Here is a 23,945-nt window from a genome sequence, read left to right on the forward strand (position 1 = left end):
AGCATCATGCTGCTGAAAGAAAGCCGTAAGGGAGCGTTCCAGACACCAACAGACAACAAAAGGGGGGGATCGGATTGAATCGCGCCAAGTCGTCGCAATGGCTCCAGCAATGGATTTTTGTAGGGCCGTCGACGTTATTTTTCGTTATCATTATTGTAATCCCTTTCATGCTCGGAATGTACTATTCTTTTACAGAGTGGAATGGGGTAGCCAATCAGGCAAAGTGGGTCGGGCTGGATAATTTCAGTCACATTTTATGGAATGATGACAAATTTGGGACAGCGTTCTGGTTTACGGTCCGTTTTACGGTGGTAGGAGTGGTGGCTGCGAATATTTTTGGCTTTCTACTGGCGTATTTTCTAACCAAACCGCTGAAAACAAAAAATGTACTCAGGACCATCTTTTTTATGCCTAATGTGATCGGAGGTCTGTTGCTGGGCTTTATCTGGCAGTTTATTTTCGTCAAGGGATTTGCAGCAATCGGAGAGAGCACGAACTGGTCCTTCTTCAACCTGTCCTGGTTGGGAGATGAGATCACGGCCTTCTGGGGCATTGTCATCGTGTTTATCTGGCAAACTGCCGGGTATTTGATGGTTATTTATATCTCTTCCCTGACCAATGTGCCCCGCGATATGCTGGAAGCAGCTGAAATTGACGGAGCAAGCCGGATGCAAATTTTGCGGTCGATTATACTTCCTTTGATCATGCCTGCCGTTACGGTTTGTCTTTTCCTGGCGATATCATGGTCATTCAAAATGTTCGATCTCAATTTGTCACTGACCAAAGGCGGTCCCTTCGGGTCCACAGAGTCGGTTGCACTCAATATTTACAATGAAGCGTTTGTGAATAATCGTTATGGGCTGGGAACAGCTAAAGCACTCATTTTCTTTATCATTGTTGCTCTGGTTACGAGCCTTCAGGTACGACTGACGAAAAGTCGGGAGGTGGAAGCGTAAATGGAAACAAGCAAGCGCTACCGCTTTGGAACATGGGCGACCGAGATGGTGATGATCCTCGTCGCATTGTTATTCCTCGTCCCGTTTTACTTTTTATTCGTGAATTCGGTCAAAAGCTTTGGTGACCTGCTCACCGATTCTGCGGCCTGGCCACAAACCTTTGTATGGAGCAACTACGCTAGAGCGTGGAGCATCACGCGTTTTCCCGAAGCTTTATGGAATTCACTCGTGGTTACGGTAATTAGTAATCTGCTGCTCGTACTGATCAGCTCAATGGCTGCTTACCGAATGGTCCGGCGTCCGACGCGTTATAATCGGGTGTTGTTCAGCCTGTTCGTAGCTGCCATGGTCATTCCTTTTCAATCGGTGATGATTCCTTTGGTCAAGGTTGTAAGTACACTGGATTTAATGAACAGTATAAGTGGTCTGGTAATCTGTTATCTGGGATTCGGAGCTCCAATGTCGATCTTTCTCTTTCATGGATTCGTCAAAGGTGTGCCAGTCGAGGTGGAAGAAGCAGCTACGGTGGACGGCTGTACGCCTTACGGAGTGTTTTTCCGAATTGTGTATCCGTTGATGCTACCGATGATGGTAACTGTTATTATTTTAAATACGCTCTGGATTTGGAATGATTATCTCCTGCCTTCTCTGGTACTGCAAAAGGCTGAACTGCGCACGATTCCGATTGCTACCTATGCCTTTTTTGGACAATACACGAAGCAGTGGGATTTGGCTTTGCCTGCTCTGGTGCTGGGCATCTTGCCTGTCATTGTATTCTTTCTGGCCATGCAAAAATATATTATACAAGGTATTATGGCTGGTTCGGTCAAAGGTTGAGTGTGGGATGAGCTGAAAATGTACACGGTGGCCACTCCGCAAACGGATGGTGCTTACCATCGCTGTTGCCTCCAGATTCCCCTGAATAAACGAATAAAGGTGGGAATCTAGAGACAAAGGCGAGCGCTATCGCTTGTTCAGCACCATTCCGTTTTCCGTTTACTCCGTTTCCACATGAATTTTTCGAGTTCATCTGATATGAATTTAGAATAGAAAGGAACATGAAAATGAAAACGCATACTTTTAAAAAGAAAGCTCAAGCACTCATCTTGCTCCTCGCGGCCTTTGCTCTGGTTTTGGCAGGTTGTAACAGCAGTGGCGGACAAAACGCAGGCAAAGAGGAAGTGAAGGAAAAAACAATTCACATTTTTCAGTTTAAGGTAGAGATTGCAGAAGCGCTGAATCGCATGAAGGCAGAATATGAAGCGTCTCATCCAGGCATCAAGCTCGATATTCAGACCGTGGGCGGGGGCAGTGACTATGGTGCGGCGTTAAAGGCGAAGTTCGCCTCCGGGGAGCAACCGGATATTTTTAACGTAGGAGGTTACCGTGAGCTGGATACGTGGCTGGAATATTTGGAGGACCTGTCTGACCAGCCTTGGGTTGGCGATGTGGTGGATGTCGCCAAAGAGCCGATGACCAAAGACGGCAAGCTGTATGGCCAGCCGATGAATCTGGAGGGTTACGGCTTTATTTATAACAAGGATTTGTTCAAGAAGGCGGGGATTACGGAGACCCCTAAAACATTGTCCGAACTGGAGGGAGCTGCGCAAAAGCTCCAAGCTGCAGGGATTACTCCATTTTCTAATGGATATCAGGAGTTTTGGGTGTTAGGCAATCATTTGCTGAACGTGGCATTTGCCAATCAGCCGGACCCTTCGGCCTTCGTCAAAGGACTAAATGATGGAACAGCAAAGATTCCGGGCAACGCTGTATTCGCCGAGTGGGTTAAACTGTTCGATCTGACACTGAAGTATGGCAATTCGAAGCCACTCACGACCGATTACAACACGCAGGTAACGAATTTCGCCACTGGAAAGGCTGCCATGATGCAGCAAGGGAACTGGACTCAGGTCCAAATTGATGGTATTAATCCGAAGCTGAATTTGGGGATTTTGCCTATGCCGATTGGTGAAGACGCAACAGCCGGAGATAAGCTGTTTGTAGGTGTCGCTAACAACTGGGTGGTTAATAAAAATTCGACTGTCAAACCCGAGGCGAAGGAGTTCTTAAACTGGATGGTGACATCCGAGCAGGGGAAAAAGTATATCACCAAGGAATTCAAGTTTATTCCAGCATTCAAGAGCATCGAAGGAGCAGAGGCTGATATGGGCCAATTGGGTGCGGAAGTGGTGAAATACAGTAAGGAAAACAAACTGTTGGGCTGGTTCTTTAGCCGCTATCCTGAAGGAGCACAGCAAGAATTCGGAAGTCAGATGCAAGCTTATGTGGCAGGTAAATCGGATGCTGGGAAGCTATTCGAGGATTTCCAGAGAACATGGGATAATTTGAAGACCAAATAATGAACAAAAGCACGCGATAAAGCCTTCATATTTCAGGGAGATTACGTGATCCTGAAATATGAAGGCTTTTCTGTAAACAAAATTATAAATGGTAATGGAGCAGAGCGATATCCCCGCGGCGTTCTATTTCTTTGAGCTTAAACGTGCTTGGTAGCGTTCCTTCTGGAAATAACGGTATTCCTTGTCCAAGCACCTTGGGAATGATCGCAATGATAGCCTTCTCCAGCAGTCCAGCTTGTAAGAAGGCCCGGACTAACTGGCCTCCACCGACTAGCCATACCGCACCTTCCGATTGTTCTTGTAGACGTGGAACCAGTTCAGTCAGAGCTTCGTCCGTAAATGTAACATGTGGCGCTTGCTGTTGCTCCGTTAATGCTCGTGTGAGCACATAGCATGGCTTGCCAGCATAAGGGAAATCATCTGAGAGCTTCAACACTTCCTCATACGTCAGCCTGCCCATCAGCACTGTACCTACGGTGTCGTAAAAGTCGGCATATCCATTGTCCCCGCCATCCCCTTTAACATCATACAGCCAGTCCACCGAACCGTCCGGCAAAGCGATATACCCGTCGAGACTCATGGCAATATACAGCACAACTGCGTTTGATTTCAAATCCCCCATAGTTCATTCACTCCTTTCTATTTCCTAATGTTACAATGTATTTATGACATAGTATGTCGTAGTTAAACGGTCATTTTAAATTAATTTTTGAATCGAGGGGTACCTTATGAACGAACGCAGGATTGCTCTTATGAGGATACTGGATTCCCGAAAAAAATATACGGCGCGTGAGCTGGCTGAACGTTTTGGTGTCTCCGTCAGGACGATACAAAGAGATCTCGACTATTTGCAGCAGACCGGGTTACCCCTTTATACCGAAATGGGCCCCCATGGCGGGTATCGGGCACTTCCCAATCGGCTTCTTCCTCCTCTTCATCTTGCCCGCGACGAGGCTCTGGGTCTTTTTCTCATGCTGCAACTGTTGGAGAACATTCCAGATATCCCTTTTGGCTCGGTTCGTGGACATTTATCCGAGCATTATTATGCCGAGCTTCCACAGGATGTGCAGGACAGTATTGATCAATTAAAGGAGTACATTTCTTTTCGTATGCTACCCACTCACGCAGAGTCACCCTACACCTCAATCATTTTGGAGGCTGCGCTGAATAAGCGCCGGGTGAACATGCATTACCGCTCCGCTTCCGGTGAAAAGTGGACTGAAGTATATCCGATTGGACTGTATTTTGATCACGGATATTGGTACATGCCAGCGCATAGCAGAGACCGCATCATTCTGTACCGTTCAGATCGGGTGATTACAATAACGATGCTGGACGAAACCTTGGACAGCCTTCCCACACTTCAGGAATGGTTGGCTTCGGAGGATTCCCGTATAGGAATTCCGTCTAAAATAAAATTTACCGCATTGGGTGCCAGGCTGGCCGGATCAGATGCCCTCTTCCAAAATGTTTCCCATCAGGAAGGGCAGGGTCAGGAATGGCAGGGATATATTCCGGTCGAAGAGTTTAGATATGTGTCACGACTTTTGCTAAAATATGGGCCAGAGGCCGAGGTAATATATCCGAAAGAGCTGCGGATGAGGGTCAAGGAATTGCTGCAAGACAGCCTGAATCCTTATCTGAAGGAGGATGACGAATAGGAGAGAGTATCCATAGCCATTTCCATGGCTTTTCGGACTCCCCCTTATATAGTTAACCACATGAATATTTAAGGTTATTAACTTATGACTTTCCATTTATTTTTGTGATAAAGTTTTGAAAAGAGCCCGTTTTCGTATATGATGAAGAGTAATAATTCAAAAGGCTGGACGGGAGACAGATATGAATCAACCGCTTTATGGAATATGGCTCGGAGATGTGTTTTTTTGCTTTTCTGGTGAGACGTCGGAACCACGTATCGATGCGTGGAGCAGTGTAATCCGCAGGCTGACGCTAAAGGGAGACCTTCGGCCGTTTCGGCAGGCTGCGTTGCGTCTTGCTGAGGTACGGATACCGAACACTGCTCGTGTGGAAACCGCGGGCAGAGGTGGCAAAAGACGTTCCATGCTGGGGCGTACATTGGAGGGTCTGGCGCTGGAACCGCGCGAGACGATGGCACTGTTGACCCGCATGGACGAGAAGGGCTGTGCGGCATCGGGCATTACGCTGGGCGAGGAAATGCAATATTGGCAAAAAGCTGCTTATTTCGCGCTAGAGCTGATGCAGCGGGGCGAAATTGCGCCATCGCTTACAGAGGCGCGTCCATCGGGACCGCGCCGTCGTGGTCCGGAAGCGGCTGTCGGGGTGTGGATTCCTCGACTGTGTCAAGAGGAGGATATACGCCGCTTTTATGAGCTGGCTGCTGCAATGCCGGCTGTTTGTATGGCGGCTCCGGCTGTTTTTGCGGGCAAGGAGCCTGAAACACGTGAGGATGCAGCCGGAATCGTGCTGTACTCCTTCTTGTGTGCGGTCATCCATGCGGAAACGACCGCGGTGCTGGCAGCATCAGACCGTGAGCTGGGCCGATATCGCGCAGAGTATCGGCGCGGAGGATCGCCGCTGGCAGAGCTGTGGTGGAACAGTCTGCTGACAGGTTCCCGGCCGGTGGCGATTCAGGGAACGCCCGCGGAGATGGAGGAGCTGGTGATTCAAGCGTCCTCTCTTGAGGGAAGCGCAATGCCTGTTACGGAACGGGAAGACAAGGAGCCTATAGAAGGGCAACTGCGGTTGTGCCTTCGTTTGGAGCCTTCGCTGGAAGAGAGTGTGAAGGAATGGCGCATTACCTTTTGGGCAGAAAGCGATGCTGAGCCGGGGTTGCGACTGCCTGCTCTGGCACTGTGGGCGCATCCTGAACGTGATCTGGTTCGAGGCGGAATTGTATATCGTCAAGTGCAGGCGCAACTGTTAATGAGGCTCGGACAGGCGGCTGAAGCGGCACCTATATTGCAAGAAGCATTGAATCGTCCTTATCCCGAGGGGCTGACACTGGAGCCAGAGTTGTTCTTCCGCTTCCTGACGGAAGCCGTTCCTGCACTACAAAAGAACGGTATCACCGTGCAAATGCCTTCACGCTGGAGCCGGGAGGGCCGAAGACGTGCAGGCTTGCGGCTCAAAATGCGTTCGACAGAGCAGGGTGCCAAGCCAGATGGTGTGATTGCCGATACATCGTCTGTCGGCATTAACCGCATGATTTCGTTTGATGCCGAGGCTGTGCTGGGTGATACGATTTTGACGATGGAGGAACTGGAAAGCATCGTCGCGGCCAATTTGCCGTATGTACGTCTCGGAGGGGAATGGATCGAGGTCGATCCCAAGGAAATCCGTCAGGTGCTGCGCTTTATCAAGCGCGGGGAAAACGGTGAGATGAGCTTGTCCGAATGGATGCATCTAGCTGCAGAAAATGAAAGTGCAGGCGAGGCCTCATGGAAGGGCTTGTCCATCTTTGGCGCGGAATCCGCCGGATTGCTTGCGTCCTTGGCTGAGGGCGGCGTACTCCGTTCGGTAGAGCCACGGCCTGTGCCGGAGACGCTGCATGGCGCATTACGGCCCTATCAAGAGCGCGGCTTTCAATGGCTGGCTGCGATGCGTGGATTGGGCTTTGGCGTCTGCCTTGCGGACGACATGGGACTTGGTAAAACGATTCAAGTCATCACCTGCCTGCTCGACGGTGGCATCGGCGCAGATGATCAACGTCCGGCGTTGATCATCTGTCCGACGTCCTTGCTTGGCAACTGGCAGCGCGAGTTGAAGCGCTTTTCACCGGATTTGTCACTGTATATTCACCATGGCAACCAGCGACTCCACGGCGAGCTGTTTCAGGAAAGTGTACGTGAGTATGATATCGTCCTCACTACCTATCATTTGGCGGGCCGGGACGGCAGCGATTTATCTGCGGTATACTGGTCGTCCATCGTGTTGGATGAGGCGCAATATATAAAAAATGCACGAACAAAGCAAGCACAAAGCGTCATGAAGCTGTCTGCTCCACATCGGATTGCCATGACGGGTACCCCGGTAGAGAATCGGCTGAGCGAGCTGTGGTCTATTTTTCAATTTCTGAATCCAGGTTACCTCGGTACGGCTTCTTCATTCCGCCAGCGTTACAGTCTGGCAGGAGAGGAGCGGGGGTCCGCGTTGCGTGAGCTTCATCGCCTCGTCTCCCCGTTCATGCTGCGTCGTCTCAAAAGCGACCCAGATATACGCAAGGATTTGCCAGAGAAGCTGGAGTTGAAATCCTACTGTGTACTGACACCAGAGCAGGCCGGATTGTATCGGGGCGTGGTGGATCAATTATTGGGAACACTGGATGGGCAGATCGGTATGGCTCGCAAAGGGCTTGTTCTATCTTCGCTGACCAAGTTGAAGCAGATTTGTGACCATCCGGGTCTGATCATTCCGGGCCGGGCTGATAGTGGTAAAACTGAAAACTCGGGCAAAATGGAGCGACTGCTGGAATTGGTAGAGACGATTCGCGAGAACGGCGAATCGGCGCTGATATTCACCCAATATGTGTCGATGGGAGAATTGCTGGTCTCTCGTTTGGCCAAAATCTTCGGGGAAGAGCCGTATTTTCTGCATGGAGGACTGGCGAAAACCAGACGTGATGAAATTGTTCACAACTTCCAGCAGGGAGAAGGACCGAATATATTCGTACTTTCCCTGCGTGCAGGTGGCGTGGGCCTGAACCTGACACGCGCCAGCCATGTCATTCACTATGACCGCTGGTGGAATCCTGCAGTGGAAAACCAGGCGACGGACCGCGTATTCCGTATTGGTCAAAGCCGCAATGTACAAGTGCACAAGCTGATTTGCCAAGGTACACTGGAGGAGCGGATCGACGAGCTGATCGAGAGCAAAAAGGCACTTTCCGAGCAGGTTGTCGGCTCCGGTGAACATTGGCTCACCGAAATGTCTGATGATGAATTGCGCGGTCTGATTGCGTTGCAAAATGATGTATGGATTGAGTGAGCAGAGAAAGGATGAAGGCGATGACGAGGCCGCGAGTGAAGCTAAAAGTAACTGACGGTCAATGGATAGCGGAATTAGACGGAAATGGGTTGGGAGGCGAATCAACGGGTGTACCTTCCACACATGCTGTCCAATGGACTGGCCCAGCGCCTGTACTTAACCCCGAACAGCGGAAGGCATGGTTGGAGCAGCTAAAAGCAGATCCTTTGGATATCTACCATTTTTTGCAAGGGAAAACCTGTCTATCGCTGGATGAGATCGTTCAGCTAGCAGCTGAGACAGCCACTTCTAGCATGGAGGATGGCGTGGGTGTAGTCGACGATGTGAAGAAAGTTCTTCAAGCTGGTCTGGAAAGCGAGCCGCAGACCTGTCTGGAACTGATAGGAATGTCGTGGGAAGAGTTGCTGGAGTACGTATTTAGTGCTTGGGCCGGAGAGTTATCCCATGTGCAGGGGACATCCCCCGCGCTTGAGTCTACCTCGCGGCCGGAGGGCGGACGCAGCGGATCGGCAGCGATTAGCGAATGGATTGCAGAGTCTGCGGCAGAAGGAGCATTGCATCGTCCCGGTGCAGGCTTTCACGCGATTGAGATTCGTCTGCCGCAGAAGCTTGCTCCTAAGAAGGAAGCGGATATTACGGCTTTGCTGCCGGGTTTACCCCGTGCGGAAGAGGCATTGAAACTCATACGTGAACGGGTAGCCGAGCGGGCCCGAGCTGCAATCCCGCAAAAACGTCATACTCCGTAACAATTCGGGTATATACTTCCTTTTTCGAGTCTATTCGCCCTCATCGAACAGGATAACGGCTTCGAAGAGTGCCAAAAGTTCAGTTACAATGGGGAAACGGAAAAGTGACGGCAAGTCATGCATCAATTGCAATATTGGAGGAGATACCAGCATGAAACGACATATACAACAGACGCGAGCATCTAAGCGCTGGACCAAAGCGCTCATTCCAGGGCTGATCCTGCCAGGGCTATTACTGGCAGCCTGCCAGCAGGGAGGATCAGGTGGACAGGAAAGCGAGCCGTTGAAGTCATCTACAGCGGTACAGGAGAATGTACAGCCTTCCGCCCAGCCGGATACGGGCAATGGCAGCACTAGCGCTGGACAAGCCTCTGCGGGTACAGAAGGCGGACAAGCCGACCCTGTGATGGCGTTGCGGAGCCAGAGTGCGCTGCAAGCCACGGTTAAGGAAGAGGATGGAACCGCGATCGTCACCAATGCGACTTCTGATACAGTCGTTGTGAACAAAAAGCGCAGCTTGCCTGTAGGCTATGTCCCCGATGATCTGGTGGAGCCGCAGGTACCATTTTCCTTCGAGGGACCGCATGAAAAGCGGCATTTGCGTAAGGAAGCGGCAGAGGCACTGGAGAAGCTGTTCGACGGGGCGGAAAAAGACGGCATTGAGCTGCGTGCGGTATCGGGATACCGTTCCTATAAGCGTCAGGTATCTATTTTCAACAACAATGTAAAGACAAAGGGGCAGGAATATGCCTCTAAAGTTAGCGCTGTACCGGGTACGAGTGAGCATCAGACAGGTTTGTCCATTGATGTATCCAGCCCAAGCGTAGGTAATGTGCTGGAGCAATCCTTCGGAGCTTCCAAGGAAGGCGAATGGCTGGAAAAACATGCACCGGAATACGGATTTATTATTCGTTATATGAAGGGGAAGGAAGATGTAACCGGCTATGTGTACGAGCCTTGGCATATCCGTTATGTGGGAATAGACATTGCGGAGGATGTAGCCAAGCAGGGGATGACGCTGGAGGAATATTTCGACGAGAACAATATCAAGCTGTAGCAGTGAAAATCAAGCCGTAATCCTAGGGATTGCGGCTTTTTGTCGTGTTTTTCTTCCAAATTGAACCTTTTCAAGGTAGAATCTCGTATAGTGAACGACGACAGAAGCGCTTTGATTTGTTGCAAACCTCATGACAGAAGCGTACAGGAAGGGAAGGGAATCATCATTTATTATTCATTAACGTATCGCGAATGGTCGGAAGACACTCAAAAGGAACTGCGCAGCCTGACACGGGAATCCGTATCGGGAGATGAGCTGTTTCTACGCAAGCTTGTAGACGCTACGCGTCTCCATGACAAACTATGGTCGCATATATCGAATGAAAGTGAGGAACATACGGATCATTCCGTCTATGTGACTGAATTTACAGGGGAACGTGCAAAGCCTTACGGTGCCTCCATCACAGACCTCGTGCTTGCCAGTGAGGGAGGTTACACTTCCACATTCAGTGCAATGTACTGGATATGGCATGAACCTGCATTCCGTAGTATGGATCAGCGGGAAGGTTCAGTATTTACTTTGGAGTTGGCCCAACGACTATTAGATCACTATACAGTACTGGGTGGCAAAACATATGAATTTATATATTCGGTACTGGACCCTCAGCTGAAAAAGGTACATCTGTTTGTGAAGGAGGTCGATCTGTGATGGAGCATTCTTGGGAAAAAATGAAATCCAAGCCCGGCTCTCGTACACGGATGGCGGCCTTTGCCCTGATGTTGGCTGTCCCGGCTGCTCTGACGGGTTGCGGTGACGACGAGTATTATGACTGCGATGAGCTTCCTGTATCGGAACAAACGGCGTGTCGGGATTCAGGCAGCAGCGGGTATTACTATGGTGGATCGACATATTATAGTGGAGGCTCCTCCTACCATAGTAGTCGTTCATCTTCCAGTTCTTACCGAAAAAGTTCATCCTCATCTTCCAGCTCACACAGCGGTTTTGGCAGCAGCGGTTCACGCAGTGGCTTTTTCTCTGGGGGTTAAGATGAGCATGCGCACGATTCGGCAATTGCCTTATGAACATAATGAGCTTTTTAAGGGTGAAATCAGCCGTAGAATTCCGTATCATCGCATGTATGGTAAATCCTATTGCGTGCCGGCCTTAACGGTATATCGGGAAAGCGAGCTGGCAGAGCTTCAGACTGCTTCTGAGGCGGTACATCGTATTTATCGCAAGGTTCAGCAATTCGTCCAGCGCTATATGCCGGATGAATACCTGGTGGAACGGTTGGGGATTCATCCAGGCTTGCTGCGTGCTGCACGAATGGAGGCCGAGCCGGATGGGATAACCCGCCAGGACTGGATTGTGGGGGAAGCGGGTATCAAGTGCATAGAGAATAACACCGATACCCCAACCGGGATTCCCGAGGTGGCTTATCTCGAAGGAAAGCTGCTGGAGGTGCTGAGTAAGGGAGTAATGTCGGAAGATGACAATGCATTACATGGACCCTCATCTGGAATGGACGAGGCGATTCAGTCTGCCTTGACGGAGTTCATTCATTTTTATAGCAATAAGGGATTAGGAACAAAGGTGTATTTCACTTGCTATGACTGGCACATCGAGGATCAGACGAACACCAAATATATTATGCATTTATGTGAACAAGCCGGGTTTGAAGTGGTTTATGCGCCTTTGGAAGAACTGGAGATTATCCCGAATGAAGGATTGTATCACCGGGGAGAGCAGATCCACATTCTCTATCGCCTGTATCCGCTGGAATATCTAATTGATGACCGGGAGGAGGATACGGGGCTTGAGGTGGGGCAGGCGCTAATGGATATGGTGGCAGACGGGAAAATAGGATTAATCAACCCGCCGCAGCATATCATTACCCAGAGCAAAGGGTTCACCGCAACCGTGTGGTCGCTATATGAGCGCAATGAGCAGACACCAGAGTTCTGTGGTTTTCGTTTGTTTGACGATCGCGAGCTGGAGGTGATACGAACCTACCTGCTACCTACGTATTTTGAACCCTCGGTGTTTATGCAAAATAAAGAGCCTTATGTGGCCAAAGGTATATGGGGGCGGGAGGGTAAAGGGACGCACTTGATTGAACATCCTCAATCCGAGGAGATGCTGAAAGGCGCCTTGGGAGAGGTTGAACCTGCGCAGACTGACAACCCTGATCTGCTTCACCAAGCTGATGGTCCACGAACGCCTGAGCAGGAGGAAGCCGCACATATTGCCGCTTATTACGAGGGACAGCCTAAGATTTATCAGCGGCTGTGGCCGATGCAGAGTGCAGAGGTACAGACCGAGGAAGGGCTATTCCACGGCTATGTGCTGACAGGTATATTCGTGATCGGGGGGCGTTTTGCGGGTGTCCTGCCGCGAATCGGTGAAAAGGTAACAGGTGATATGGCCTATTATTGCGCCGCCGCCGTTGCCACCGTACCTCCTAATCCGCCCGTTATATAAGCTGAATTAAAAAATGTACCATATTCGAACATATCTGTTATTTTCACAAGTGAGGATTTTGCAAAATCCTGAAGTATCATAAGGAGGAAGAAAATTGGACTCTCATATCAGTTTGGGCAACGCATTGGGCAATGTAGGTATCGGCCTGCTTATCCTGTTTGCCATCTTAATCGTAGGTTATTTTGTGTTCAGCCTGCTGACACGTTATAACGATAATCAAGAAATCGCACGCGGCAATGAGGCGGCAGGCATCTATATGGGTGCAAAGCTGCTAGGTCTGTGTATCATCGTGGGAATGGTGTCGTACAGCAGTCATTCATGGCTAGATATGCTGACCTGGTCGGCTGTGGGCATTGTAGTGCTGTGTCTGGTCTATGTGATTTTTGATCTGGTGACGCCGCGTACCAAAGTGTGCGAGGAAATTGCCAACGGCAATGTGGCTCTGGCACAGCTGCTGCGCTCGGTCATCGTCGGGGTGTCTTTTGTGGTAGGTACATTTTTGATGTAGTCGATATAGAGAAGGAATACCAAGGATCTGCAACACCGGACAACGGATCTGCAGATCCTTTTTTATGGACATTGTATTCACTGCCCAGCATCAGACTGTTGAATTGAAGGTTGTGACGATCACTTCCTGTGGGGACTATTCTACAAAGCAACGGGTGATACTGCATAGCAAAAAGGAATTTGCTACAGAGTTCAAACCAAATTGAAGAGAAGGGAATTCTGAACATATGAGTACCTCCACCTCCCCAACCAAACAAATTCGGATGGGTATCATTGGCCTGGGTCTGATCGCTGAATATCACATGAGATCACTGCACACCATCTCGGGGGTATCTATTGTGGCCGTTAGTGATGTGAATCCCAATCGCCTTCAAGCCATCGGAGAACAATTGCAACTGCCTGCTTCCAAGCGGTACGCCCATTATGAAGCATTAATCCGTGACTCAGAGGTAGATGCGATTCTGTCGCTGACACCCAATGATGTGCATTTTGACATTATTCGTATTGCGCTGGAAGAACACAAAGCTGTACTGGCAGAAAAACCATTGACTCTCACATGGGAAGAAGCGGATCAGTTGAAAAAGCTATATACAGCGAATCCGGTGCCTTTGCTGGTTCACTATAAGCATCGCTACGGGGCGGCCTTCCAATATACCAAGCAACTGCTGGATGAGCAAAAGCTGGGTAAAATCTATAACATTCAATTTCGTTATCTAATGGATGCATTTGCGCCATATCGTCAGCATCCATATACATGGCGTCACAATTTAGCCAAGGCTGGTTCTGGAGTAGTGGGGGATACAGCCTCACATATCATTGATCTGGCCCGTTTTTTGGTGGGTGAATTTAAAAGTGTCGCAGCGCTGTTACATACCATTACACCTGAGCGGTTCGATCCGATCACGGGTCTGCCTGTAAAAGTAGATGTGGAAGATCTTGCTGCCTTTCATGGCATCGTAGGCGACAATACCGTGGGAACCTTTATCACTCATAAAAATGCCATCGGCATACGGCACGATATCGAAGTCGATATCTATGGAGAACTTGGCACACTGCACGCCAGCCTCAATAACCCGGAAAGTATCCGCATCGTGCTGCGTGACCTGGAACACCCGGGTGCCGAATACGAGACTTGGTCTGTCCCTGTAATCTATAATCATACGGCTTATGAAGATTTTGTTGAGCTGGCAAGGGGAAAGTCTGTGGATCGTGCTCCCATATTCGAGGACGGCTACAAAAATCAGTGGGTACTTGAGAAAATACTGCAATCATGGAAAGAGAATGGACGTTTAGTAGAAATGTAGGGGATGTGAGGGGAGTCGCTGAAATTCCAGCAATGACAAAGAGTATAAACATGCTGTGACCCGCAAGAGGGTTCCTTTGAAGAGCAGCCATCTTGCGGTTTAGAGCAATTCAATATATCTGTAAAGCCATCTTTTTCATCATTTTTGCATTGCCACGCTTGTATCACTTCAAAATAAGCCTGCCTCAATCTTTTCAATAATGGTCAGCAAGAAGGATTCCGCTAAGCTGTTTTTCAAAATAGCTTGCTTGGCTTCCTCCAGTGTAAACCAACGTGCTTGATCTACCTCCGTACTAAGAACATCCAACTGATCGTCATTCACAATGGATACAAAATTCAGCATCAGTGTATTGCTTCGTTCAAAATACTCACTGCGCATATATTGATACTCATCGACTTGTAATCCTACTTCTTCCTTAACTTCACGCACCAATGTCTGCTCGGCGGATTCACCCTTGCTCACATAACCTGCCAATAAAATGAAGCCCTGAATATTGTACTGCTGTATGAGCAGCACCTTATTTCTCTGACTATTCAATACAGCGGTACTGATCGCAGTGCTGAATATCGGGAAACGAAAGACCTGGCATGTATGACAAAAGGGGATAGGGCCCTCGCCTTCACACTCCTTCACCATCAATTTTGTTCCGCATTCATAGCAATATTTCATGTAAGCGCCACCCTTGTATCACATTTTTAAAATTGTAAATGTTGCTTTTAATGCCGTGTTTGTACTGCAATACTCATCATCTTAATCCTACGATTATTGTTCTGTCTACGGACGCTTTATTTCTTCTCTTGGTCTTTATCCCTTTTCTTGCTGCGTTTTTGCCCGTCTAGCCCCAATCAGCCGCCAGCCTGTTAACAATGCCGCCACAAGACAGATGGACGCGGACGTCATAAAGACTACATGCATGCCTGCCAGAAAAATTTCTGGATGACCCGGGACCAAGCCGGTGACCCGATAACCAGCCTCTTTACTCATAATATAAAAGAGGATCGATGTGGCCAAAGTGATCCCCACAACCATGCCGACGTTGCGAACCAGCGAATTGACACTCCCGGCTGAGCCGAGCTGTGTGCGGGGTACCGTGGACATAATCAGCGAGTTGTTCGGCGATTGGAATAAACCACTGCCAATGCCCAGCATGGCAATCCACAGACCCACAAGCGGGATGGAGCTGCCTGCATGCAGTTGGGCCAATCCAATCTGGGCAATGACCATAACGACCAGCCCGGCGAATGTAAGCAGTTCAGATCCGATTTTATCGGAAAGCGCACCGCTGAGAGGGGCCACAATAACCATCGAGATGGGGAGCAGCATCAGCAGGAACCCGGCATGAAAAGGCGACAAGTTCAGCATATTCTGCGCATAGAAAGGCGAAATGATGTTAAAGCAAAAATTAGCGACGAACACCAGAAAAGCACACAAAATACTGAGCGAAAATAACGGATTTTTGAATAGTGCGAGCTGTAACAGCGGCCCTGGACGACGAAGTTCCAACCTGATGAATATGGCAAAAGCAACTACAGCCACCACCAGCGAAGCAACAATACGTTTGTCTCCATACCCGACCTGCTGTCCCAGCAACAATCCGACGAACAAAGTGAGAATAAAAATAGCAAACACTAAGCTACCGGGAACGTCAATTTTATCTTTCACCTTGATCAGATCCTTCGGCAAAAGCTTCCAGCCAAGAAAGACAGCGACCAGCCCTACCGGTACATTGACCCAGAAAATATACTGCCAGCCCAGCGACGAGACAATAATACCGCCCAAGCTTGGCCCGGCGATACTACCCAGAGAAACGAAGGTTCCAATGAGGCCAAGCGCTTTGCCCCGTTCATTGGACGGGAAGATATCTGTCACGATCCCCTGGCTGTTCGCCATGGTCATGGACGCTCCAAACGCCTGAATAATACGGGAAATCAGCAGCATAGAGAGCGAAGAGCTAAGACCGCACAATAGGGAGCCAAGAATGAATACGATTGTGCCGATTTTGAATATTTTGATTTTACCAACGATATCTCCAAGCTTGCCAAAAAATAAGATAGCGGTACATATCGCCATTAAATAGGCGGTTGTCACCCATTCAATCTGTGCCACGGGTAAATGTAACGTGCGAGACAACACAGGAAGAGCGATATTGACGATGCTTCCATCCAATGTGGACATAAATGTAAACAGATTCAAAACAATTAAAATCAGCCAACGTTTCTTCTGGACGTCGATATTCTCTTGATAGGTTGTAGCCGTTATAGCAGTTGAACTCATCATTACACCTCGTTATCGTTAACAATTTCTATTTAGTTGCACGCGCAACTAAATGAACGGTTCTAGTGTACAGCAAATTAGTTGCGTGTGCAACAATATTATTGTAAACTTTGCTTTGGTCCCAACTGGGGATGTGTCATTTTTAAGCCAATGAGGTGTATTTGATGAGAAAAAAACAACCGATTGGAAAGCTAATTTCCCACCTGTACCGTCGTAATCAAAAAATATTGTCCAAAAAACTGACTCCTTACGGAATCGGCAGTGGAGGACAACACAGCTTTTTAAAGCTCATTTTGCAGCGGCCGGGCATTACACAAGAGCAGTTGACGAATGAACTTAAATTTGACAAGGCAACCACGGCACGCTCTGTGAAACAATTGGAGGAATCAGGCTACATTGAACGGAAAACAGACCCAAATGACCGCCGTTCCCATCTTTTGTCTCCTACGGCCAAGGCGCTAGAATTTTCCCCTGTCCTACAAGGAATATTGGACGAGTCCAATGTCAGCCTTGTCTACAATCTATCCGAAGAGGAAGAGGAGCTTCTTATCGATTTACTGCAAAAAATTAGTATAGACCCTGACGAATAAACAAATCAGGAGTTAGCCAGAGGATCGTGGCAGGTAAAAGAAAAAGCAGCCCTCACAGAGGATACTCTGTGAGAACTGCTTAATGCCACGTCATTCAGTCCAAGCCAATTCCTTTGAACGCATTTATGACTAACTGTCGCACATAGGAATCGTCTAATGGATAACCGGTTACCAACAATCGATAAAAAACCGGCCCGTAAATGAGATCGATACATAATTCAATATCGAGATTTTCCTTCAATTCTCCGCGCTCTATTCCGCGCTCAATAAGAAGCCTAGCCTCAAGTCGCCGAGGGTGGAAATATCGGGTCCGGTATGCCTCTGACAATCCTGAATCAAGTTGCCCTTCGCCTATTAACTCTGTAATGATTTTACCCTCTCGGCTTATTAAGAACCGCACTAAATTCGTGGCATGAATGAGAATGTCATCTAATACACAACCCGTGTCGGGCACGGGCAATCTTGCTATGGTGGCTGACAGGAAGCCATCCATCACTACTGCAGCTTTGTTAGGCCACCATTTATAAATGGTGGCTTTGCTAACTTTCGCTCGCTCAGCAATTTTTTCTACCGTAACCGCCCCAAAGCCTTGCTCCAACAGTAGATCATAGGAAGCGTTAAGGATAGATTTTTGCGTCTCGACATTACGTGGACGTCCTCTTTTGCTCTGCACTGGAATGCTCACCTTCTTAACGGATATAAGTAAACGCGAAAAATAAACTATACGTTCAGTATATCAAATATTATGTGAAATAAAAAAGTTGATTTCGCCTATTTACAAAACGAAACGTTCAGTATATTATTTGATTATCGAATTAATGAACTATACGTTTAGTATTTAAATTAATGAGGAGGATTATCATGCAAAGAGAACAACAAGCCTTAGAAAGTAACCGTATCTCAAATTGGATGATGTTTTTGTTGGCAGCCGCATGCGGCCTTATTGTTGCCAACCTGTACTATGCTCAAACCCTTGTAGGACCTATTCACATTGCTATGGGTCTTTCTTCTACAGCAGCGGGCTTCATTGTCACCTTGACTCAAATCGGTTATGTGGTGGGATTGCTATTTATCGTACCGCTCAGCGACATTATTGAAAATCGACGGCTCATGGTCATATCGCTAATCATCACAGTCTGTGCATTGGTTGTTGCCGCTTTTGCCACCAATGCCCCGTTGTTCCTGACCGCATCCTTATTCATTGGAATTGGATCTGTGGTAGCCCAAATACTGGTGCCGTACGCCACCTATTTAGCATCCGAAGAGCAGCGCGGCCGCGTTGTTGGGAATGTCATGAGCGGACTCTTGCTAGGCATTATGTTCGCACGGCCAGTAGCAAGCTTTATCACCAGCATCTGGGGATGGCAAGCCGTATTTATTTTGTCAGCCATTGTCTTGACGCTGTTGACGATTCTGCTCTCGCGAGCTCTTCCAGAGCGCAAGCCTGTGCCTACGGTATCTTACAGTAAATTGATTTTCTCGTTAGGCACTCTTTTAAAACAAACGCCTGCATTGCGTCGCCGTGCCCTCTATCAAGCCTGCCTATTTGGGGCCTTCAGCCTATTTTGGACTGTTGTTCCTTTACGATTGGCGGATGATTTCGGAATGTCTCAACAAGGGATTGCATTGTTTGCTTTGGTAGGCGTAGGCGGTGCAGTAGCTGCTCCGATTGCCGGGAGATTGGCTGATAAAGGCTGGAGCAAAGGTTTAACCGGGTTAGCTATGATCATTGCAGCCTTGTCTTTTTTGCTCATCTATCTTTTTCAAAGTCATTCGACCGTTGCGCTCGTACTTCTCTTTATTTCAGCGATTACACTGGATATGGCTGTATCGGGAAACCTTGTACTTGGACAACGTGTGATTTACTCCTTGGGAAGTGAAGCGAGAGGGCGTTTGAACGGATTATTCATGTCTATTTTTTTCATAGGCGGAGCGATTGGATCATCATTAGGGGGTTGGTCGTATGCGTTAGGAGGTTGGAATTTCAGTTCTCTGATTGGAGTCGTCCTGCCTGTGCTGGCTTTGCTGTACTTTTTCACTGAGAAAGAAACGAGTGGAGACGTGCGAAAGAAACAAACCACCTGATAGAGGTCAGCTTTAAGCTATGCCGTACGCAAAAACATAATGATTAAAATGGCTGTTCCCAAGAGAAAACAAAGGGGCGAGTAGAGCACAGTGTCCCACTTTGCAAAAACAGTTCCTTTTTTTCTCTTGAAAAGCCCTACCCATTTGAAATCTCCTATAGAACGTAAAATAAATATGCACGATAACAAGCCTGCACCGTAGGAATGAAAGGAACTGAAAAACAGGAATTGTGTAACTCCACCTAGTTCTAGTACGAACCAAGCGGCTAAAGCTAGTAGAATAGCTACAATTGATGTCCCTATCTTGGAGGGCTCAAAGAGCAAAGCTGTTCCTGTGCTTGGGATCGCTGCCTTTGCACCTTTTTGTCCGCCGAATACCCAATATAGATGCATGCCGCTCAGTACCCATAGAATTCCGCCAACTGCCCATGTAAGTAACTCCAACATGTGGCACCCTCCTTAATTGAATTAATTCGAAATCCACTCTGTCCAAATCATGTGAATATGCCGTTGAATGGCTTCGTCACTTAATGTCTCTTGCTTGTGACGCTCATACCAGCCTAAGTAGTAATGGTACAACATCCATGATCTCTGAAAGGCTTTCTCTGGTTGCATTCCCTTCTGTATTAAAAGCTGCTTCATAAACTCCATTCTCATCTGTTCGACTTCATTGAGCAGGGAATGGTAACTATCATCCTTCAATGACAGTTTTCGCAGATAAAACAGAAAATCTCCTCGTTTCGTCTTCCCGAACATCTGGGTTAACAACTCTCTGATCCGCTCATCTGCGGCAGCATGGATGATGGACGCTGCAATAATCTGTTGTGTCGTCTGTTCCTTCCATGTCTCCACAATCTGTCTAATGTAGCTGCTGCGATTGTTAAAATACCAATAAAAACTACTCTTACTGCACCCTAAAGCAACGGCCATTTTCTCAACTACGAGTTGATCAATCCCACCCTGTTCAAAACGTTCGATTCCTTTCTGAATCCATTGTTCTTCTGTGACAATAATTTTAGGCATCTCTCCCTCTCCCTTTCTGTACGGTATCGTCTAGATAAGTATATATTATAGTGTTTTTAGAGCTGTGTAAATATGGGCACATGAGCTCCCTTAGCTAGCTGATGCATAGGAGGCATGAAATTACATAATCGCCCACTTGAAATACCTGCGAATTTGATCTATAATGCTGTAGCATATAGTGATATTCAAGGCATTGACCAAAGACATGATTTCCTTGAAGGGCCGTTCAGAGAGAAAAGACGAGGCTGAGAGCTTTTCCGGCAACCGCATGTGAAGTTACCCCTTTGTAGCCGTGACGTTGAACATGTAGCTGTGCAATCTGGCAGTAACATTAGTAAGCGCCTACCGCTTTATCCCCGTTAACGGATACCAATGGAGGGTCACGCATGTCGTGCATGAAGCATGTTCCGATGAACATAAATGTACGCACAGGAGCGGGCCGAACTAGGGTGGAACCACGAGCTGAACGCACTCGTCCCTTGAGGGAGAGAGGCGTTTTTTTGCGTTCAATTTTGATATAGCACACAATTTGAAATGGAGGCTTTAATCGTGAGTATTCAAGTGAAATTGCCGGATGGAGCCGTACGCGAGTACGAGCAGGGCGTAACGATCGCCGACGTGGCGGGTTCGATCAGCTCCGGGCTGAAAAAGAACGCAGTAGCAGGTAAAGTGAACGGGAAGGCTGTAGATCTGAACACCGTTTTGGATCAGAACGTTGACCTTGAAATTATTACGCTGGACGGTGCAGACGGTCTGGAAATTTATCGCCACAGTACAGCGCATTTGCTCGCTCAGGCGCTCAAACGCATTTACGGTGAGAAAAACGTGAAGCTGGGTATCGGCCCGGTCATCGACAGCGGCTTCTACTATGACATTGATATCGAAAACCCATTGTCCGTTGACGACTTGGCCAAGATCGAGAAGGAAATGACGAAGATCGCACAGGAAAATCTGCCGATTACACGTCGTGTGGTCAGCCGTGAGGAAGCCACTCGCATTTTTGGAGAGTTGGAAGATCCACTGAAGCTGGAACTGATTCGTGATTTGCCGGAAGAAGCGGAAATTACAATCTATGATCAAGGCGAATTTTTTGACCTGTGTCGTGGCCCGCATTTGCCATCTACTGGCCGCATCAAAGCTTTTAAACTGTTGAGTGTAGCGGGCGCATACTGGAGAGGTGATTCCAACAACAAGATGCTGCAACGTATCTACGGAACAGCATTCCCGAAAAAAGCACAACTGGATGAGCACCTGCATTTGCTGGAAGAAGCGAAAAAACGCGACCATCGCAAGCTGGGTAAAGAGCTGGAACTGTTCATGTTCTCCGAAGAAGCACCGGGCATGCCGTTCTACCTGCCTAAAGGTATGGTTGTCCGCACTGCATTGGAAGATTACTCCCGTGACATTCAACGTCTGCATGGCTATGAGGAAGTACGTACACCGCTGATGATGAACAATCGTCTGTGGGAACAATCGGGACACTATGAGCATTACAAGGAAAACATGTACTTCTCCGAAGTGGATGAAACTACATTTGCTCTGAAACCGATGAACTGTCCAGGGCATATGCTTGTGTTTAAAAATGAGCTTCACTCCTACCGCGATCTGCCAATTCGTATAGCCGAATTTGGACAAGTGCATCGCCATGAGCTGTCCGGCGCGTTGAACGGTATGATGCGTGTTCGTACATTCTGTCAGGATGATGCGCATATTTTCGTCACACCAGGTCAGATTGAACAAGAAATTACAGACGTAATTAAGCTGATTAACGAAATGTATAGTGTGTTTGGCTTTGACTTCACAGTGGAATTGTCCACACGTCCAGATGACTTTATGGGCGAGCCAGTGCTGTGGGATCAAGCGGAACAAGCTTTGCAAAACGTGCTGGATCACCTGGGCATCAACTACCGTATTAATGCGGGAGATGGAGCATTTTACGGTCCAAAAATTGACTTCCACATTCTCGATGCGCTCAGACGCAGCTGGCAGTGCGGAACGATCCAATTGGACTTCCAAATGCCTGAAAAATTCGACCTCACTTATGTGGGCGAGGACAACCAGAAGCACCGTCCAGTCGTTATTCACCGTGCCATCTACGGTTCGATTGACCGCTTCATGGGCATCCTGACTGAGCATTTTACAGGTGCATTCCCATTGTGGTTGGCTCCTGTTCATGCGAAGCTGCTGCCAGTATCCGAGAACTATATCGAGACTGCTAATGAGATACAGGATGCGTTGCTGAAAGCAGGTCTGCGCGTCGAAGTGGATACTCGCAATGAGAAGCTTGGTTATAAAATCCGCGAGGCGCAATTGGAGAAGGTTCCATATATGTTCGTTATCGGGGAAAATGAAAAAACAACCGGTACTGTAGCGGTTCGTAAACGCGGCGAAGGCGATCTGGGATCACTCAGCATTGCGGACATCGTAGAGAAAATCAGCACAGAGATTCGCGAGAAGCAGTAATATTTGATCGAAAAAATGTGTAAAAGAGCCATCAAAACCATGATGAACGTGGTTTTGATGGCTCTTTATTTATACCTAATACATAAGAATCCAGCGTAAGAATGAACCATAGTTGTTGCAGCCTCGACTGAATTCTTAAGTTATCTTGTGCACAAAAACTTAGCAGGTTTGTGGCCGTGAAGTGGCGTGATCTGCAGGGAGGGAGAGTGTCTTCAAGGACGACTCTTCGGATTGTTTCGCCGGGGATTCTTCCGCATCCTGTTCCTCGCTAAGCGATAAAATTTCGCCGCGCAACTTCAGCATTTTCTGATCCAGCTCGTAGGTTGCACGTGCGGCTTCGGTCAATCCATTAACGACATGTTCAGGCACTTTCTTATCGAACTTATAGTACAAAATATGCTCCATACTGGCCCAGAAATCCATAGCCAATGTGCGCAATTGAATTTCAACCTTGATCCAGCGTGTGCCCTCAAACAGGATCAGCGGAATTTCCACAATGACATGCAGGCTCTGATAGCCGTTGGGCTTAGGATGGGCTATATAGTCCTTGACCTCCAGAATACGAATGTCTTCCCGTGTGTGAAGATGATCCATCAGACGATAAATATCTTTCACAAAAGCGCATACCACGCGCATTCCCGCGATATCATGAATTTCACGCAATATATTGTCCAAGGTGACTTCATGCCCTTTGCGCCGAACCTTTTCCACGATGCTGTGGGGCTCTTTGATCCGGGTTTTAATATGCTCAATCGGGCTAAAACCGTCTAACAGCTTCCATTCCGTCTGAATCAGCTTAATTTTATTCTTTAATTCCTCCAGAGCCAGCTGATAAAGGACGGGAATCTTTCTCCACTCCTCTAGTTGCTTGGCGTTAACACTGTTTTGATCCAGCTGTAGCTGAAATTCCTGCAAGGGTAATGGGACAGCATTCAGGTGCTTCCAATCCGGTTCATTCACAGAGCATTCTCCTAAATGAGGCTTATGATGTCCTCGATCTTTTTCGTAAAAATGCATTATCGTATACATTGTACACTATGTCAAAACCTACAGGCAAAGGAGAGACGGTCAAAGAAAAAAGAAATGCGACAAGAATTATGGTGGTAAAACCGAGTAATCCGATGTATAATTACAAAAATGCTGAATTGGAGCATTTAATTCTTTATTAAAAAAATCACAAATGTAGAGTATC

The 23,945-nt window shown here is 48.0% G+C and carries 22 protein-coding genes; 15 read left to right on the top strand and 7 right to left on the bottom strand.

The window, feature by feature from the left end:
- The first annotated feature begins 74 nt into the window (after window positions 1-74).
- The 3 genes from BM358_RS15460 to BM358_RS15470 all read left to right on the top strand — a co-directional run bounded on the left by BM358_RS15460 (window position 75) and on the right by BM358_RS15470 (window position 3,316).
- Complete coding sequence (locus BM358_RS15460) at window positions 75-956, top strand: carbohydrate ABC transporter permease (RefSeq protein WP_028541146.1); 882 nt, start codon at window positions 75-77, stop codon at window positions 954-956.
- The gene (locus tag BM358_RS15465; protein WP_023986791.1) at window positions 957-1,793 is read left to right on the top strand and encodes a carbohydrate ABC transporter permease; all 837 of its coding nucleotides are present in this window, start codon (window positions 957-959) and stop codon (window positions 1,791-1,793) included.
- Between the two features lie 227 nt (window positions 1,794-2,020).
- Window positions 2,021-3,316, top strand: a complete 1,296-nt coding sequence (locus tag BM358_RS15470; protein WP_028541145.1) for an ABC transporter substrate-binding protein — start codon at window positions 2,021-2,023, stop codon at window positions 3,314-3,316.
- Between the two features lie 82 nt (window positions 3,317-3,398).
- Here BM358_RS15470 and BM358_RS15475 read toward each other — a convergent pair whose 3' ends face one another.
- Complete coding sequence (locus BM358_RS15475) at window positions 3,399-3,938, bottom strand: dihydrofolate reductase family protein (RefSeq protein ID WP_028541144.1); 540 nt, start codon at window positions 3,936-3,938, stop codon at window positions 3,399-3,401.
- 106 nt (window positions 3,939-4,044) lie between these two features.
- On the opposite strand from BM358_RS15475, the gene BM358_RS15480 reads away from it, so the two are divergent.
- The 9 genes from BM358_RS15480 (at window position 4,045) to BM358_RS15520 (ending at window position 14,319) form a co-directional block, all read left to right on the top strand.
- Window positions 4,045-4,977, top strand: coding sequence for a helix-turn-helix transcriptional regulator (locus tag BM358_RS15480; protein WP_028541143.1), 933 nt, complete (start codon window positions 4,045-4,047; stop codon window positions 4,975-4,977).
- Between the two features lie 181 nt (window positions 4,978-5,158).
- Window positions 5,159-8,284: a DEAD/DEAH box helicase gene (locus BM358_RS15485; protein WP_028541142.1), complete on the top strand. Its 3,126-nt coding sequence runs from the start codon at window positions 5,159-5,161 to the stop codon at window positions 8,282-8,284.
- 20 nt (window positions 8,285-8,304) lie between these two features.
- Window positions 8,305-9,030, top strand: coding sequence for a hypothetical protein (locus BM358_RS15490; RefSeq protein ID WP_028541141.1), 726 nt, complete (start codon window positions 8,305-8,307; stop codon window positions 9,028-9,030).
- A gap of 151 nt (window positions 9,031-9,181) precedes the next feature.
- Entirely contained in the window at window positions 9,182-10,087 is a 906-nt protein-coding gene (locus tag BM358_RS15495; protein WP_028541140.1) for a M15 family metallopeptidase, read from the top strand.
- Between the two features lie 90 nt (window positions 10,088-10,177).
- Complete coding sequence (locus tag BM358_RS26915; protein WP_226887799.1) at window positions 10,178-10,735, top strand: hypothetical protein; 558 nt, start codon at window positions 10,178-10,180, stop codon at window positions 10,733-10,735.
- A complete protein-coding gene (locus BM358_RS15505; protein WP_023986799.1) occupies window positions 10,735-11,073 on the top strand; it encodes a hypothetical protein in 339 nt (112 codons plus the stop codon). Before BM358_RS26915 ends, BM358_RS15505 begins: the two co-directional genes overlap by 1 nt.
- 1 nt (window position 11,074) lies before the next feature.
- On the top strand, window positions 11,075-12,508 hold the full coding sequence (locus BM358_RS15510) for a glutathionylspermidine synthase family protein (protein WP_028541139.1): 1,434 nt from the start codon (window positions 11,075-11,077) through the stop codon (window positions 12,506-12,508).
- Window positions 12,509-12,602: 94 nt separating this feature from the next.
- Window positions 12,603-13,016, top strand: coding sequence for a DUF350 domain-containing protein (locus BM358_RS15515; protein ID WP_023986801.1), 414 nt, complete (start codon window positions 12,603-12,605; stop codon window positions 13,014-13,016).
- Between the two features lie 226 nt (window positions 13,017-13,242).
- On the top strand, window positions 13,243-14,319 hold the full coding sequence (locus tag BM358_RS15520) for a Gfo/Idh/MocA family protein (RefSeq protein ID WP_028541138.1): 1,077 nt from the start codon (window positions 13,243-13,245) through the stop codon (window positions 14,317-14,319).
- 168 nt (window positions 14,320-14,487) lie between these two features.
- Here BM358_RS15520 and BM358_RS15525 read toward each other — a convergent pair whose 3' ends face one another.
- On the bottom strand, window positions 14,488-14,988 hold the full coding sequence (locus BM358_RS15525) for an NAD(+) diphosphatase (protein WP_028541137.1): 501 nt from the start codon (window positions 14,986-14,988) through the stop codon (window positions 14,488-14,490).
- A 135-nt stretch (window positions 14,989-15,123) separates the two neighbouring features.
- Complete coding sequence (locus BM358_RS15530; protein WP_028541136.1) at window positions 15,124-16,593, bottom strand: MFS transporter; 1,470 nt, start codon at window positions 16,591-16,593, stop codon at window positions 15,124-15,126.
- A 164-nt stretch (window positions 16,594-16,757) separates the two neighbouring features.
- Between BM358_RS15530 and BM358_RS15535 the strand changes: the two genes are divergently transcribed.
- A complete protein-coding gene (locus tag BM358_RS15535; protein ID WP_023986805.1) occupies window positions 16,758-17,183 on the top strand; it encodes a MarR family winged helix-turn-helix transcriptional regulator in 426 nt (141 codons plus the stop codon).
- A 94-nt stretch (window positions 17,184-17,277) separates the two neighbouring features.
- Here BM358_RS15535 and BM358_RS15540 read toward each other — a convergent pair whose 3' ends face one another.
- The gene (locus BM358_RS15540; RefSeq protein WP_028541135.1) at window positions 17,278-17,856 is read right to left on the bottom strand and encodes a TetR/AcrR family transcriptional regulator; all 579 of its coding nucleotides are present in this window, start codon (window positions 17,854-17,856) and stop codon (window positions 17,278-17,280) included.
- Window positions 17,857-18,044: 188 nt separating this feature from the next.
- Between BM358_RS15540 and BM358_RS15545 the strand changes: the two genes are divergently transcribed.
- Window positions 18,045-19,268, top strand: coding sequence for an MFS transporter (locus tag BM358_RS15545; protein WP_023986807.1), 1,224 nt, complete (start codon window positions 18,045-18,047; stop codon window positions 19,266-19,268).
- A gap of 17 nt (window positions 19,269-19,285) precedes the next feature.
- On the opposite strand, the gene BM358_RS15550 is transcribed toward BM358_RS15545, so the two are convergent.
- Both BM358_RS15550 and BM358_RS15555 read right to left on the bottom strand, forming a co-directional pair.
- Entirely contained in the window at window positions 19,286-19,714 is a 429-nt protein-coding gene (locus tag BM358_RS15550) for a DUF3995 domain-containing protein (protein ID WP_023986808.1), read from the bottom strand.
- A 21-nt stretch (window positions 19,715-19,735) separates the two neighbouring features.
- Complete coding sequence (locus BM358_RS15555; RefSeq protein WP_028541134.1) at window positions 19,736-20,290, bottom strand: TetR/AcrR family transcriptional regulator; 555 nt, start codon at window positions 20,288-20,290, stop codon at window positions 19,736-19,738.
- Between the two features lie 549 nt (window positions 20,291-20,839).
- On the opposite strand from BM358_RS15555, the gene thrS reads away from it, so the two are divergent.
- Window positions 20,840-22,753 (top strand): threonine--tRNA ligase, encoded by a 1,914-nt coding sequence (gene thrS / locus BM358_RS15560; RefSeq protein ID WP_023986811.1) that lies wholly within the window; start codon window positions 20,840-20,842, stop codon window positions 22,751-22,753.
- Between the two features lie 159 nt (window positions 22,754-22,912).
- On the opposite strand, the gene BM358_RS15565 is transcribed toward thrS, so the two are convergent.
- Window positions 22,913-23,713 (bottom strand): GTP pyrophosphokinase, encoded by an 801-nt coding sequence (locus BM358_RS15565; RefSeq protein ID WP_023986812.1) that lies wholly within the window; start codon window positions 23,711-23,713, stop codon window positions 22,913-22,915.
- Between the last annotated feature and the right edge of the window lie 232 nt (window positions 23,714-23,945).

Source organism: Paenibacillus sp. cl130 (genome assembly GCF_900116035.1).
GTDB lineage: Bacteria > Bacillota > Bacilli > Paenibacillales > Paenibacillaceae > Paenibacillus > Paenibacillus polymyxa_B.

Excerpts from the sequence above, each read along its gene's own strand:
- BM358_RS15490 (WP_028541141.1), top strand. The coding sequence starts at position 8,305 with ATGACGAGGCCGCGAGTGAAGCTAAAAGTAACTGACGGTCAATGGATA.
- BM358_RS15480 (WP_028541143.1), top strand. The coding sequence starts at position 4,045 with ATGAACGAACGCAGGATTGCTCTTATGAGGATACTGGATTCCCGAAAA.
- BM358_RS15525 (WP_028541137.1), bottom strand. The coding sequence starts at position 14,988 with ATGAAATATTGCTATGAATGCGGAACAAAATTGATGGTGAAGGAGTGT.
- BM358_RS15550 (WP_023986808.1), bottom strand. The coding sequence starts at position 19,714 with ATGTTGGAGTTACTTACATGGGCAGTTGGCGGAATTCTATGGGTACTG.
- BM358_RS15545 (WP_023986807.1), top strand. The coding sequence starts at position 18,045 with ATGCAAAGAGAACAACAAGCCTTAGAAAGTAACCGTATCTCAAATTGG.
- BM358_RS15520 (WP_028541138.1), top strand. The coding sequence starts at position 13,243 with ATGAGTACCTCCACCTCCCCAACCAAACAAATTCGGATGGGTATCATT.
- BM358_RS15555 (WP_028541134.1), bottom strand. The coding sequence starts at position 20,290 with ATGCCTAAAATTATTGTCACAGAAGAACAATGGATTCAGAAAGGAATC.
- BM358_RS15530 (WP_028541136.1), bottom strand. The coding sequence starts at position 16,593 with ATGAGTTCAACTGCTATAACGGCTACAACCTATCAAGAGAATATCGAC.
- BM358_RS15465 (WP_023986791.1), top strand. The coding sequence starts at position 957 with ATGGAAACAAGCAAGCGCTACCGCTTTGGAACATGGGCGACCGAGATG.
- BM358_RS15495 (WP_028541140.1), top strand. The coding sequence starts at position 9,182 with ATGAAACGACATATACAACAGACGCGAGCATCTAAGCGCTGGACCAAA.
- BM358_RS15470 (WP_028541145.1), top strand. The coding sequence starts at position 2,021 with ATGAAAACGCATACTTTTAAAAAGAAAGCTCAAGCACTCATCTTGCTC.
- BM358_RS15510 (WP_028541139.1), top strand. The coding sequence starts at position 11,075 with ATGAGCATGCGCACGATTCGGCAATTGCCTTATGAACATAATGAGCTT.
- BM358_RS15505 (WP_023986799.1), top strand. The coding sequence starts at position 10,735 with ATGGAGCATTCTTGGGAAAAAATGAAATCCAAGCCCGGCTCTCGTACA.
- BM358_RS15535 (WP_023986805.1), top strand. The coding sequence starts at position 16,758 with ATGAGAAAAAAACAACCGATTGGAAAGCTAATTTCCCACCTGTACCGT.
- BM358_RS15485 (WP_028541142.1), top strand. The coding sequence starts at position 5,159 with ATGAATCAACCGCTTTATGGAATATGGCTCGGAGATGTGTTTTTTTGC.
- BM358_RS15475 (WP_028541144.1), bottom strand. The coding sequence starts at position 3,938 with ATGGGGGATTTGAAATCAAACGCAGTTGTGCTGTATATTGCCATGAGT.